Source organism: Sphingomonas sp. (genome assembly GCF_036677245.1).
GTDB lineage: Bacteria > Pseudomonadota > Alphaproteobacteria > Sphingomonadales > Sphingomonadaceae > Allosphingosinicella.
The window spans coordinates 1-13463 of sequence record NZ_JAKFCG010000084.1; the positions used below are offsets into that span (position 1 = coordinate 1).

At 66.9% G+C, this 13463-nt stretch carries 11 protein-coding genes; 9 read left to right on the plus strand and 2 right to left on the minus strand.

Features of this window, described 5'->3' with window-relative positions; all coding sequences use genetic code 11:
* The 3 genes from V6M48_RS10215 to V6M48_RS10225 form a co-directional block, all read left to right on the plus strand.
* The coding region (locus tag V6M48_RS10215; RefSeq protein ID WP_332812437.1) for a benzoate-CoA ligase family protein at nt 1-1483 on the plus strand (1483 nt) is incomplete at its 5' end.
* Nucleotides 1480-2256 (plus strand): alpha/beta fold hydrolase, encoded by a 777-nt coding sequence (locus V6M48_RS10220; RefSeq protein WP_332812438.1) that lies wholly within the window; start codon nt 1480-1482, stop codon nt 2254-2256. The genes V6M48_RS10215 and V6M48_RS10220, both read left to right, overlap by 4 nt.
* 96 nt (nt 2257-2352) lie before the next feature.
* Nucleotides 2353-3780, plus strand: a complete 1428-nt coding sequence (locus V6M48_RS10225) for an aldehyde dehydrogenase family protein (RefSeq protein WP_332812439.1) — start codon at nt 2353-2355, stop codon at nt 3778-3780.
* 230 nt (nt 3781-4010) lie between these two features.
* Here the strand turns inward: V6M48_RS10225 and V6M48_RS10230 are convergent, their stop codons facing one another.
* Entirely contained in the window at nt 4011-4676 is a 666-nt protein-coding gene (locus V6M48_RS10230) for a L,D-transpeptidase family protein (protein WP_332812440.1), read from the minus strand.
* 382 nt (nt 4677-5058) lie between these two features.
* Here V6M48_RS10230 and V6M48_RS10235 point away from each other — a divergent pair, with 382 nt between their 5' ends.
* From V6M48_RS10235 to V6M48_RS10255, 5 genes are all read left to right on the plus strand, one after another.
* Complete coding sequence (locus tag V6M48_RS10235) at nt 5059-6327, plus strand: multidrug effflux MFS transporter (protein WP_332812441.1); 1269 nt, start codon at nt 5059-5061, stop codon at nt 6325-6327.
* Nucleotides 6328-6433: 106 nt separating this feature from the next.
* On the plus strand, nt 6434-7048 hold the full coding sequence (locus V6M48_RS10240) for a VOC family protein (RefSeq protein WP_332812442.1): 615 nt from the start codon (nt 6434-6436) through the stop codon (nt 7046-7048).
* A 40-nt stretch (nt 7049-7088) separates the two neighbouring features.
* The gene (locus V6M48_RS10245) at nt 7089-8303 is read left to right on the plus strand and encodes an FAD-dependent monooxygenase (RefSeq protein WP_332812443.1); all 1215 of its coding nucleotides are present in this window, start codon (nt 7089-7091) and stop codon (nt 8301-8303) included.
* 15 nt (nt 8304-8318) lie between these two features.
* Nucleotides 8319-9053, plus strand: coding sequence for an SDR family NAD(P)-dependent oxidoreductase (locus V6M48_RS10250; RefSeq protein ID WP_332812444.1), 735 nt, complete (start codon nt 8319-8321; stop codon nt 9051-9053).
* Nucleotides 9054-9066: 13 nt separating this feature from the next.
* Nucleotides 9067-10239 (plus strand): alpha/beta hydrolase, encoded by a 1173-nt coding sequence (locus tag V6M48_RS10255; RefSeq protein ID WP_332812445.1) that lies wholly within the window; start codon nt 9067-9069, stop codon nt 10237-10239.
* Between the two features lie 186 nt (nt 10240-10425).
* On the opposite strand, the gene V6M48_RS10260 is transcribed toward V6M48_RS10255, so the two are convergent.
* Entirely contained in the window at nt 10426-11898 is a 1473-nt protein-coding gene (locus V6M48_RS10260) for a M48 family metalloprotease (protein WP_332812446.1), read from the minus strand.
* A 226-nt stretch (nt 11899-12124) separates the two neighbouring features.
* Between V6M48_RS10260 and V6M48_RS10265 the strand changes: the two genes are divergently transcribed.
* The coding region (locus tag V6M48_RS10265) for a hypothetical protein (RefSeq protein WP_332812447.1) at nt 12125-13463 on the plus strand (1339 nt) is incomplete at its 3' end.

The following is a 13463-nucleotide window of genomic DNA, read 5'->3' on the forward strand; positions in this document are numbered from 1 at the left end:
CGAACGCGCGGATAAAGTGGCGGTGATCGATCGCGACGGCCGCACCACTTACGGCGATCTCGCCGACCGAGTCGCGGCGATGGCGGCGGTGTTCGGCGCGCTTGGCGTGCGGCGCGAGCAGCGCATCCTGCTCTGCTTGCTCGACACCGTCGACTTTCCGACCGTGTTCCTCGGCGCGATCCGCGCGGGCATCGTCGCGATCCCGCTCAACACCTTGCTCGTCGCCGACGATTATCGCTGGATCCTCCAGAACAGCGAGGCGGCGGCCGTGTTCGTCTCCGAGGAGCTTGCGCAGCAATGGAGCGGCTTCGCCGGCGAGTTCCCGCATGTCCGCTTCGTGTCGTGCGGAGGCGGGCCTTGGCCGAAGCTCGACGAGATGCTCGGTCGCGCGCGCGAAGCGGAACACCTTCCCCCCGCCGACACCCACCGCGACGATGTCGCCTTCTGGCTCTACACTTCGGGCTCGACCGGCCGGCCGAAAGGCGCGATGCACAGCCACGCTTCGATGCGGCTGACCGCCAATCTGTTCGGCATCGGCGTCGTCGGCTACCGCGAGGACGACGTGATCCTGTCGGTGGCCAAGCAATTCTTCGCCTACGGCCTCGGCAATGCGCTGAGCTTTCCCTACGCGGCCGGTGCGACGGTGATCCTCTACGATGGCCGTGCGACGCCCTCGGCGATCGGCCGGCTGATCGTCAAGCATCAGGTGACGATCCTCAACGGCGTTCCGACCTTCTTCGCGGCCTTTTTCGCCAGCGGCGACGCGCCGACCAAAAAGGAGGCGCCGCGCCTGCGCATCGCGACCTCGGCGGGCGAATGCCTCCCGGCGCACCTCGGCGAGCAATTCCTCGAGCGCTACGGCGCCGACGTGATCGACGGCCTCGGCTCGACCGAGATGCTTCATGTCTATCTCGCGCAAGTGCCGGGCAGCGTGCGCTACGGCTGCACCGGCCGTCCGGTGCCGGGCTATGAGATCAGGCTGGTCGACGACGAGGGCAGGGAAGCGGGCCCGAACCAGCTCGGCGAGCTGCAGGTGCGCGGCCCGACCGCGGCGATCGGCTATTGGCGCAACCGACCGAAGTCGCTCGCCACCTTCCAGGGCGAATGGACGCGGACCGGCGACAAATATTCGTGCGACGAGGAGGGGTGGTACACCTACGGCGGGCGCAGCGACGACATGCTCAAGGTCGGCGGCAATTACGTCTCGCCGATCGAGGTCGAGGAAGCACTCGTCGGCCACCGCTCGGTGCTGGAGGTGGCGGTGATCGGCGCCGCCGATGCCGACGGGCTGATCAAGCCGCGCGCTTATGTCGTGCTCAGCCCCGGCGAGCAGCCGAGCGACGCGCTCGAGGCCGATCTCAAGGCGCACGTGAAGAAATTGCTCGCGCCCTACAAATATCCGCGCTGGATCGTCTTCGCCGACGATCTCCCCAAGACCGCCACCGGCAAGATCCAGCGCTTCCGGCTCCGGGAGAATGCGTGAGCTCGCAAGCCGCCATCGCTGTCCCGGAGGTAGTCCAAGTTGCCGGCGTCGGGCTCGAAGTCAAAGCCTGGCAAGGTACAGGAACTCCGATCCTTCTGCTCCACGAAGGCCTTGGCTCGGTGGCGATGTGGCGCGATTTTCCTGCCGCGCTCGCCCGGCGCACCGGCAAGCCGGTGATCGCCTGGTCGCGGACCGGCTACGGCCAGTCCGATCCTTTGCCCGAGCCGCGCGATCCGGATTACATGCATCGCGAGGCCGATCTCGTGCCGCAGGTGATGGACGCGCTCGGCATCGCGCGCGCGATCCTGCTCGGCCACAGCGACGGCGGCTCGATCGCACTGATCGCGGCGGCGCGCTACCCGCAGCGGGTCGCGGCGCTGATCCTCGAGGCGCCGCACGTCTTCGTCGAGGATGTCGCCGTCGCGAGCATCGCCGCGGCGCGGGACCATTATCTTGCCAGCGACATGGGCGAGAGGATGGCGCGTTATCACCGCCTGCCGGACCAGGTCTTCTGGCGCTGGAACGACATCTGGCTCGATCCGCGCTTTCGCGCCTGGAATATCGAGGATCTGCTCCCGCGCGTCGCTGCGCCGGTGTTGCTGATCCAGGGGCTGGACGATGAATATGGCACGCTCGAGCAGCTCGACCGGATCGAAGCGGCGCTGCCGGCAACCGCGCGGCTCATAGTGCCCGAGTGCGGCCATTCGCCGCATCGCGACCAGCCCGAGGCGGTGCTGGAGGCGGTTGCCGCGTTCGTGCGTGAGCTGCAATGACCGGCGAGCCGGATTAGCAAAGGTGCTGGCGCCGTCACCGCAATCGGGCGCAGAGGAATCGATGAGCGCGACCGAAGATCTTGAGGAGTGGATGGAATGAAGGACCTGCGGCAATATTATATCGACGGCCAATGGGTCGCCCCCGAAGCGGGCGCGCGCGACTGGCAGGCGGTCGATCCCTCCACCGAGGAGCCGATCGCGACGATCGCGCTCGCCACCAAGGCCGACGTCGACAAGGCTGTCGCCGCCGCCGCGCGCGCGTTCGAAAGCTTCGGCCTGACCCCGCTCGATGAGAGGATCGCGCTGCTCGAGCGGCTGAAGGCCGCCTACAAGCGCCGCTATGCCGAAATGGCCGAGGCGATCCGGCGCGAGATGGGCGCGCCGAAGATCCTCGCCGAAAAGGCGCAGGCGGCGGCGGGTCTCGGCCACATCATGACCGCGCTGTCCCTGCTTCGCGACGAGCAGGTCGAGGTCAACGAGCGCGGCACCGCCATCCTCGCCGAGCCGGTCGGCGTCTGCGCTTTGATCACGCCGTGGAATTGGCCGATGAACCAGATCATGTGCAAGGTCGCGCCCGCGCTTGCGGCGGGCTGCACGATGGTCCTGAAACCGAGCGAGCTTGCGCCGTTGAGCGCGCATCTGATCGCCGAGATCATCGACGAGGCTGGGGTGCCGCCGGGGGTGTTCAACCTGATCGACGGCGATGCGGTCGCGGGCACGGCGATGGCCGAGCATCCTCAGGTCGACATGATCTCGCTGACCGGCTCGACCCGCGCCGGGGCGGAGGTCTCGCGCCACGCCGCCGCGAGCATCAAGCGCGTCTCGCTCGAGCTCGGCGGCAAATCGGCCAACATCATCCTTCCCGACGCGGACCTCGAAGCCGCGGTCAAGGAAGGCGTCGAGGCCTGCTTCCGCAACAGCGGCCAATCGTGCAACGCGCCGACGCGGATGCTCGTCCCGGCGGATCGGCTCGATGAAGCGCTGGCGATCGCGCGCGCGGCGGCCGACAAGGTCGTCGTCGGCCCGCCCGACGACGATGCGACGCATATCGGGCCGCAGGCGAACGAAAAGCAGTGGAAGACGACCCAGAGCCTGATCGAAGGCGCGGTCAAGGAAGGGGCGCCGCTGGTTACGGGCGGACCGGGGCGGCCGCCGCACCTCAACGCCGGCTTCTACACCAGGCCGACAGTGTTCGGGCCGGTCGACAACCAGCATATGATCGCGCGCACCGAAGTGTTCGGGCCGGTGCTCACCATCATCCCCTACGACGATGTCGAGCAGGCGATCGCGATCGCCAACGACACGCCTTACGGCCTCTCCGCTTATGTCCAGTCGGCCGATATCGGCCAGGCACGGCAGGTGGCGCGGCGGCTGCGCGCCGGCATGATCCATCTGAACGGCGCGCCGACCGACATCTCGGCGCCGTTCGGCGGCTACAAGCAATCGGGCAATGGCCGCGAATGGGGCCAGCACGGGCTGCAGGAGTTCCTCGAGACCAAGGCGATCATGGGCTACGGGAAATAGCCAATTTCTGTCCCGCCCCGGATTGTCTTCTGGGAGCAGGACGCTGCAACGGTGCCGAGTCACCCGAAACCGTTCGGCCAAAAACCGTTCGGCCTGAGCCCGTCGAAGGCCTTTTCTTCTTTGAGCTTTTCTTCTCTGAGCAAGAAGGAATGCGGTTCGACAAGCTCACCGCGAACGGAGTTTTGCGGCGGTTTCGCGAGCGGGAGGAGGAACGGGATTGGGCGACTGGTTCAGGCCAGCGCGCGAGCCTCGTCGGCCGATTCCACACGCTCCTTCGTGATCGTCACTGTCGTCGCGAAGTTGGTGATCCCGTAAAGCTTCTTGGCGAAGCTGCGCGGGAAGCGGATGCAGCCGTGCGAGGCGGGATAGCCGGGAAGATGCCCGGCATGGAGCGCAATCCCGTAATTGGTCAGGCGCTGCATGTATGGCATCGGCGCATTGTCGTAGATGTTCGAATGGTGATCGACCTTCTTCTGGAGGATGCGGAAGGTCCCGACCGGAGTCTCGTGGCCGCGCCGGCCGGTCGAGACCGGCGACGTCCCGAACAGCTCGCCGCCGCGGAACACATAGGCCTTTTGCTGGGGAAGGCTGATCACCACCCGCACGCCGCCGCGTGCTGCCGGCGCAGTGGTCACCGGCTCCCCCGCCGGCGGCGCGATCTCGCGAAGCTCACCCCAATTGGGAATGCCCTCGTCGAGGCTCAGAAGCCCGGCTTCCGCAACCAGCCGTTTCGCCTGACCAGTCACGGGCCGATCGCTCTCGCAGCGGCCGGCAATCGTCAGCGCACACGCCCCTGCCATATCGCGCAGGCTCGCGGCTTCCAGCCGAGCGGGCGGAGGTGTTGCGCTGCCGAGCAACAGGCCCGCCATTGGGGAAAGAAGCCACGCGCGAATCATGCCTTGCTCCCGATGCCGAGCCACTTGGCCGAGCATCAAAGATGGTAAACGGCCGGTCAACCATCTTGGTTTCGACGACGCGCTGCGCGCGGCTCGCTCTCTCCTCGTGCTTGGCGGGAGAGCGCCGGTGGGCCCAGTGTCCGCCCTCGCGCCGCTCGGAAAGCTCCGCGTTTGTTCAAAATCGCCTTTGACGTAGCGGGCGATCAGTTGCATGCGCGAACTGACTTTCACCTTGCCGCACGGCGCCGCATCGGCGCCGCCGCTGCCCAGAGCCGAACGAAGCCGCGTGTGTCACGTTACATCCATATGAAATCGCAACGCGCCTCCTTCGCGGGCGGTGCCCGACCTTCCCATTCGCCGGTCGAGCCGGCTGGAGGCGCTCGTGGCAGCCGCTGACGAGAACGAGCAGGTCCCTCCGAACGGGCAGTTGGCTTCGCACGGCCAGGTCCTTGCGCACGGCCAAGTCCTTCCACATGGAAGGTCGCGCTATGCGCTCGTGCTCGGCCTTATCGCGCTGGCGGGCCCGCTCGGCATCAACATGTATGTTCCGGCTTTCCCGGTCATAGCCGCCGATCTCCACGTCTCTGCCGAATCGATCCAGCTCAGCCTGATGAGCTTCCTGGCAGCGCTTGCGATTGGCCAGAACGTCTACGGGCCGCTGTCCGACCGCTTCGGCCGCAAGCTTGCCTTGTATCTCGGCATCGCCCTGTTCGTCATCGCCTCGGTTGGTGTCTGCTTCTCCTCGACCGTCGAGCATCTGATCGTCTGGCGCTTCTTCCAGGGACTCGGCACCTGCGCGGCGATGGCGATCCCGCGCGCGATCGTCCGCGATCTCTACACCGGCCACGCCGCCGCGAAGCTGCTGTCGCTGGTCATATTGGTCGGATCGGTCGGGCCGCTGCTGGCGCCGCTCGGTGGGACCGGGCTGGTCATGCTGTTCGGCTGGCGATCGATCTTCTGGGCCCTCGCGGCGATCGGCGTCGTCATGCTGCTGATGACCATCTTCCTGGTGCCCGAGACCCTCCCGCCGGAGCGGCGCAACCGCGGCATGGACGCGCTGCGGGGCTATGGCGCGCTGCTGCGCGACAAGGAATTCATGTTCATGGCGCTGATGGTCGGCTGCGGGCAGGCGACCTTCTTCGCCTATCTGACCGGCTCGCCGTTCGTGTTCATGGAAATCTACGGGCTGCGGCCGTGGGAATATAGCTTGGTCATTGCGGTCGGTGCGGCCGCCTTCACCGGCGCGGCGCAATTCTCGTCGCCGCTGATGAAGCGTATCCGTCCCGAGCGGCTGCTCAACATCTGCGTGATGGGGACGTCACTGATCACGATCTTCATCTTCGTGCTTGGCCTCGCCGGCCTCGATGGACCGTGGATCCTGTTGGTCGCCGTGCTGCTGATCTTCTGCGCGCTCGGCATCATGATGCCGGTCGGAACGGTGGTCGCGCTTCATCCGCACGGCGGCTCGGCCGGCTCGGCCGCGGCGCTGATCGGTACCGCCGGCTTCGGCGTCGGCGCGATCGCGAGCGCGCTGGTGACGGCTTTCGCCAACGGGACCGAGATGCCGATGCTCGCGACGATGGTGGTTTGCGCGTTGCTCTCGTCGGCCGCCGCCGAGTTCGCGCTGCGCTCCCACCGCAAGGCGGCCTGATCGATCTCGGGGCGCCCTCTGGTCTTCACCGCGCAACCTCAGATATAAGCATGCGACGCCCCACGCGAGACGGGTACGCGAGAAGGGCGGCTGAACGGAGGGTGCGATGAACGTGCAGACCCTGAAGCCGGTGCGGAAGTGGGGGCTCGGAGCCTCGGGCCTCACCCCGACGATGCTCAATCATGCCGCCTGGGTCACCCACGACGTCGCCGCGACCGCCGATTTCTACACGCGCATCATGGGGATGGAGCTTGCCAGCACCATCTACGACGATCACGTTCCCTCGACCGGCGAGGCTTTCCCTTATTTCCACATCTTCTTCAGGATGGGTGACGGATCGACGATCGCCTTCTTCGAGGTGCCGGGGCTGCCCGAACGCGCCGAGCCGTCGCATCCCGCCTATCGCGTGTTCGAGCATATCGCACTCGAGGCCCCCGACGTCGAGGCGGTCAGGCAATGGAAGGAGTGGCTGGTCTCGAACGGCGTCGAGGTGATCGGTCCGGTCGATCATGACGAGATGCTGCTCAGCCTCTATTTCTACGATCCCAACGGCATCAGGCTGGAGATCACGACGCCGACCGACGCCGAATGGAACCGCCACACCGGCCAGGGCTATCAGGACCTCGAGATGTGGGTGGCGGCCAAGGAGAAAGCGGTTCGCGAGAACCGGAGCATCCCGGAAGCGCTGATCGAGCTGATCCGAGAAAAGAAAGGCCGCTGAGCGCGGTGCGACAGGCTCCGGCGCCGAGCGATCGGGGCGCATGGCCGACCTGAACCAACTCTCGGTGGCGGTGATCGGCGGGGGCATCGGCGGCGCCAGCGCGGCGCTGTCCTTGCTGGCGCGCGGCGCCGATGTCCGCATCTACGAACAGGCGTCGCAGTTGGCCGAGGTCGGCGCCGGAATCCAGATCAGCCCGAACGCATCCCGCATCCTCTACGCGCTCGGGCTTGAACATGAGCTCGGCGCGATCGGCGTCCGCCCGCAGGCGGTCGAATATCGGCGCTGGCAGGATGGGCGGCTGATCGCGCGCTATCCGATGGGCGAAGCGGTCGAGCGCGCGTTCAATGCGCCCTATTTCCACCTCCACCGTGCCGAATTTCTCGACATGCTCGTCCGCGCTTTGCCCGCGGAGCGCATCCTTCTCGGCCGCCGCTGCGTCGCGATCGATCGCCAGGCGCCGCGCCCGGTGGTGCGCTTCGTCGACGGCAGCGAGATCGAGGCGGATCTCGTGGTCGGTGCGGACGGCATCCATTCGGCGGTGCGGAGCGCGCTGTTCGGCCCGGAAGCGCCGGTCTACTCGGGCGCCGTCGCTTATCGCGCGCTCGTGCCGGCGGAGAAGATCGCAGCGCTCGACCTCGAAGTGATCAGCACCACCTGGTTCGGCCCCGGCCGTCACCTCGTCGCTTATTATGTCGCGGGGCGGCGCTTCCTCAATGTCGTCGCCTGCGTGCGCCAGCCCGAATGGACCAGCGAGAGCTGGACCGAGGCCTGCTCGCCCGACGAGGTTCGCGCCGCTTACGAAGGCTGGAACGGCACGGTGCGCGGCTTGGTGGAGGCGATCGAGCAGACGTTCAAATGGGGCCTGTTCCACCGCCCGCCGCTGCCGCGCTGGAGCGAGGGCGCGGTGACCCTGCTCGGCGATTCCTGCCATGCGATGCTGCCCTATATGGCCCAGGGCGCGGCGCAGGCGGTCGAGGACGGCGCGGCGCTCGCCGCCTGCCTCGCGCAGGAGGCCGACATTCCGGCCGCGCTGGCGCTGTACGAGGATCTGCGCCGCGCGCGCACCGCGCGAGTCCAGCAGATGTCGCTGGTCAATGCCGACATGTTTCAGCTGCCGGACGGGCCTGAGCAGGACTGCCGCGACGGTCGGCTTGCGGCAGCGTCGCGCCCGCCGCTCGGCGACTGGCTCTATGCGCATGACGCCAGCTCGACGGATGTTCGCGCACCGGGCGTTCGACCGCCTCAGGCGCAGTGAAGGGAGGCGGGTCGCGTGGCACGAGGCTTTGACGGAAAGAGCGCATTGGTCTCGGGCGGCGCGCGCGGCATCGGCGCGGAGATTGCGGCGCAGCTGATTGCCGAAGGCGCCGACGTCGTGATCGGCGACGTCGACGCAGCGCGAGGCAGCGCGCTGGCGAACTCTTTCGGCGGCCGCGCGCGCTTCGTGCGGCTCGACGTGACTCGCGAAGCGGATTGGCGCGTCGCGGTCGCCGACGCGGACCGCGACGGCCGCTTCAGCCTGCTCGCCAACAACGCCGGCAAGATGGTGCTCAAGCCCCTGCTGGAAACCGACGTCGAGACGTTCGAGGACCATTTCCGAGTCAACCAGCTCGGCATCTTCCTTGGCATGAAGAGCGCGGCCGCGGCGATGCGCGCCAACGGCGGCGGCGCGATCGTCAATATGGCGTCGGTCGGCGGGATGCGCGGCATGCCAGGCGGGGTCGCCTATGCCGGCAACAAATGGGCGGTGCGCGGCATGACCCGTGTCGCCGCCGGCGAGCTCGGCAGCGATCGCATCCGCGTCAATTCGGTCAACCCCGGCGCGGTGCGGACCGATCTCACCGCCTCGCTCGGCGAGGAAGAATTGGCGCGGCGCGAGGCGCTCGTGCCGCTCGGCCGGTTCAGCACGCCGGCGGAGGTCGCCAAGGCCGTGCTGTTCCTGCTGTCCGACGATGCTGAGACGATCAGCGGCGCCGAGCTCAAGGTCGACGGCGGGTTCTTCCAATGAAAGGGTGAGGATGATGGGCGCGGATGAGGATCTGAGCTTCGACTGGGTGCATATCGCCTATGAGGAGAAGCTCGCCTTCATGGAGACCTACGGCTTTGCCGGGAACCAAGGGAAGGTGAACCTCGAGGGCATATTGATCCGGCCCAAGGGCGTGCCGTCGAAGACCTTGTTCATCTACATGCATCCTGCCTCGACGTTGCAGCTGATGCCGGTGCCGCGCGCGACGGCGCGGCGCGGCGTCCACGTGCTCTGCGCCGGCAGCCGCTATGCGCGCAACGACACCGCCTGCATCCTCGAGAATGTCGTGCTCGACCTCGGCGCCTATATCCGCCACGCCAAGGAGCGGCTCGGCTATGAGACGATCGTCCTCGCCGGCTGGAGCGGCGGCGGATCGCTGGCATTGTTCTACCAGGCCGAGGCGGAGGCGCCCAGCGTGACCGCGACGCCGGCCGGCAATCCGGTCGATTTCGCCGGCGCCGGGCTGATCCCGGCCGATGCGATCCTGTTCCAAGCCGCGCATGCCTCGCGCGCGCGGATGCTGTGCGAGGTGATCGATCCCTCGGTGATCGACGAGGACGACCCCGACAGGCGCGATGCCTCGCTCGACATCTACGATCCGGCCAATCCCGAGCAGCCGCCCTACAGCGCCGATTTTGTCGAGCGCTTCCGCGCCGCCCAGATCGCGCGGGTGCGCAGGATCACCGCGCGGGTCAAGGAACAACTCGATACGCTCAGGCGCCGCAACAGCGGCGAGCGCGAGCGCGGCTTCGTCACCCACCGCACGCTCGCCGACCCGCGCTTCCTCGACGCCAGCCTCGATCCCAACGACCGGCCGATCGGCTGGTGCTACATGGGCAAGCCCGAGACGGTGAACAACGGACCGGTCGGCTTGGCGCGTTTCTCGACCCTGCGCGCCTGGCTGTCGCAATGGTCGATCGACGACAGCCAGGCCGACGGGCTGGCGAACGCCGCGCGTATCGCGGCGCCGCTGCTGGTGATCGAGAATAGCGCGGACGAGGTCGTGCCGCTGCCGCACCCGCGCCTGGTGTTCGAAGCCGCGGGCAGCCGCGACAAAAGCTACGCGCGGATCGAGGGCGCGAGCCATTATTATGCCGGCCAGCCGGCGCAGCTGGCCGAGGTGACGGACCTGGTGTTCGACTGGCTTGGCGAACGCGGGATCGGGTGAGGCTTTCCTCTTCCGCGAGGCGACCGCTGCATAAGGTTCCGAGTCATCCAAAACCGTTCGGCCTTAGCCCGTCGAAGGCCTTTCCTTCTGTGGGAAAGAAGGAGAGCGGTTCGACAAGCTCACCGCGAACGGAGTTTTGGAGCGGCCCCGCTGGCGAAAGGGAAGCGGGATAACACGACGGCCGCGCTATCTGGCGTTGCCGTAGACGACGATCTTGACCTTGCTCCCCGCTTGCAGCCGCTCGTTAGCGGCCAGGCCGTTGAGCGCGAGAAAGCGCTCGAGGCGATAATCGGGATAGGCCATGCGCGCGCTGAGCGTCTGCACATTGTCGTTCGCCTTGACCGTCACCACGTCGAGCCGGCGCGCGCGGATGCTGCCCAATTCCTCGCTGGTGAGCCGGCGGAACGATGCGAGCATCGGCCGGAAGGTGCCGAGGCCCGAGCCGGCGCGGGTGATCGTGACGAAATGATAGGCGAGGCTGCTCGTGGCGCGAAAGGCAGTGACGGTGACATCGACCTGACCCGAATTCGTGCTGGCACGCGCACTCGACGTCATGCCATCGAAGCTGCCGGCGCGGAACGGCTGCGGCTCGGAGTAGCGGATCTGCGCCTGGCCGGCGATCGCCTTGAAGACGCCGTCGATATAGGAAGCGAGCGAGACACCAAGCGCGCCGCTGCCGAATTGCGCCTGGCCGTCGCGTCCTTCGATCGTCACCGCTTCCGGGCTGTTGGTGATCGTATAGCCCTGCGGTGCGTCGAAGCCGATGCGCAGGTCGGGGTGGCGGAAGGTCCTGCCGTCGACGATCCCTTGACGTGGATCGTCGTCGATCAGCATGCCGTCGATCGCGGCGAGGAAAGCGTCCCGGTTGCGCAGCCGCTGCGCCACCGGTGTTTTCTGCGCGAGCGCGCGAGCGCGCGTCACCCGGTCCGAGGTGAGCGGGTGGGTGCTCGCCCAGCTAGGCGTGCTGTCCTCGGCCTGCTTGCCCTGCAGGCGTGCTTCCAAAGTGCTTTGCGCACCCAGGCCGGCGAGCATGTCCGGCGCGGCCAACGGATCATAACCCGCCTGGGCGAGATAGCGGACGCCGAGCGTATCGGCCTGATATTCCTGGTTCCGCGAATAGCCGAGCACCAGATACTGGCCGGCCTGGCCGGCAAGATTGCCGATCTGCGAGGAGCCTGTGACGGCGCCGAGCAGCACCGAGCCGATCGTCGCCAGTGTCGACTGCGTGTTGCGTTTCTTCGAATGCCGGGCGGCAACGTGCGCGACTTCGTGCCCGAGCACGAAAGCGAGCTCGGCCTCGTCGTTCATCGTCGCGAGCAACTGGCGGGTGACATAGACGTAGCCGCCCGGGATCGCGAACGCGTTCATCAGGTTCGAATTGAGCAAGGTGACGGTATAGGCGCTCTGTGAATCGGCGATCCCGGACTGCATCGCGATGCGCCGGCCGACCTGCGTCACATAGGCGGCCTGGCGGCCGCTATAGGCGCCGCCGAATTGCTCCAGCAGCTGCGGATGCGCCTTCGCGCCCTGGCTGCGCTCGCTCGCGGAGATGACGTTCTGGCGCGAACCCGTCTGGGCTCCCGCTGCACCGGCGTTCAGCGCCAGCGGCATAAGCGCCGCTGCGAGCAGCAGCCGGCTGTAAGTGATCGATCGGACCATGACACGCTCCACAATGAAGGGCCCCGGCGACGGGCCCGAATGACGGCCTGCTGCGCACGCCCAGGCCAGCAGGGCGCAAAACGGGCAGCGGCCGGCTTTGATCCGCAGCCGTCACGAAAGCTCGGGCAGCGTGTCTTGCTCGATTTGCGCTGATTGCCGATTCATTCCATAGTGATAGCGACGCCACAGTCTGAGACAGGGCAATATTCTGGCACTGCAGCTCGCCTTGCACGATAAGTTGAGCGGCTTCTGGCAGCGCCTGAGACTGCCCGATGCCGTGCCGCCGTTCGGCGACCGCACCTATTTCATCTATCGCTTGTTCTGGTACACCGTCTTTGCGCTTGCGCTGATCGGCCCGATCGCCGGCCTCTATGGCGGCTTCGTCACCCCGAGCGACAACAGCAAGCTGTTCCCCGGCAGCCGCGCGGGCTTCGTCGTTGCCGAGGAGGATGCGACGAGGATCCGCTTCACGGTCGGGCCGGAAACGGCGGCGCTCGGCATCAAGCCGGGCGACGACATCATCGCGGTGCTCGGTCTGCCGCTGCCCGAAGTCGTCCCATTCTCGCAGCGCGACCGCATCGCGCATGAAAGCGACACTGCCTACGTGCTGCTCGACAATCTGTTCGACACCGGGGAGGGGGATCGGCAGCTGACGATCCGCTCGCCTAACGGCAAGGTCCGCGAGCTGACCGTCACCACGGGAGACCATCATATCGCCGCCGCCGCGCGAGCGCTTTCGATACCTCCTGCCTTTCTCCGCTTCGTCGATCGCCTCCATGTGATCACCTATCCGTTCCTGCTGATTGCCGCCTGGTTTCTCCACAAGCGCCAGCCGCGCGACCCGGTGAGCTCGATCCTCTCGCTGGCGATCCTGCTGACGATGGCAACGGAGGAGCCCTCGGCGACCTTCCTGTCGGCAATCGGCGTGCCGCTCCCGGGCCACATGTTCCTCTACGACCTCGGAAACATATGCCTGCTCACCGGGATTCTCCTCTTTCCGCACGGCAAGCTCTCGCCCCGGTTGCTGCTGGTGCTGGCAGCCTTGCCTTTGCTGCTGTTCCTCCACGGTGACGCCTATCGCGGCCTGTTCATCATCTTCATGATCTGCGCGGTGCTGATGCTGATCAGCTGTCTGCGCGCGATGCAGCACGGTGATGTCCGGCAGCAGATCAAATGGGCGCTGTTCGGCTTTTCAGGATATGCGATCTTCATCGCCGCTTCCCTGGTCTGCGACATGATCAAGCCGCAGGCGGGCTCGTTCGCCAGCCAGCTGATTCTCGAGATGACGGCAGGGCTTTCGCTCGGCCTTGCCTTCCTGGCGATCCAGCTCGGCCTCCTCGTCGCCTTGCTGCGCTTCCGCCTGTACGACGCCGAATTCGTGATCAGCCGCTCGGCGACCTTTGCCGGCCTGGCGCTGATCACCGGCGCGATCGTCGCCGGAATCATCCAGGGGCTTGGGACGTCGATCCAGAACACGTTCGGCAGCAACGCCGGGGCTGGAGCGGCCGGCATTGGCGCGGCGATGGCGACCGCCTTGATCAGCCCGGCCTATAACCGGCTCAACA

Excerpts from the sequence above, each read along its gene's own strand:
- V6M48_RS10225 (WP_332812439.1), top strand. The coding sequence starts at position 2,353 with ATGAAGGACCTGCGGCAATATTATATCGACGGCCAATGGGTCGCCCCC.
- V6M48_RS10230 (WP_332812440.1), bottom strand. The coding sequence starts at position 4,676 with ATGATTCGCGCGTGGCTTCTTTCCCCAATGGCGGGCCTGTTGCTCGGC.
- V6M48_RS10240 (WP_332812442.1), top strand. The coding sequence starts at position 6,434 with ATGAACGTGCAGACCCTGAAGCCGGTGCGGAAGTGGGGGCTCGGAGCC.
- V6M48_RS10245 (WP_332812443.1), top strand. The coding sequence starts at position 7,089 with ATGGCCGACCTGAACCAACTCTCGGTGGCGGTGATCGGCGGGGGCATC.
- V6M48_RS10255 (WP_332812445.1), top strand. The coding sequence starts at position 9,067 with ATGGGCGCGGATGAGGATCTGAGCTTCGACTGGGTGCATATCGCCTAT.
- V6M48_RS10260 (WP_332812446.1), bottom strand. The coding sequence starts at position 11,898 with ATGGTCCGATCGATCACTTACAGCCGGCTGCTGCTCGCAGCGGCGCTT.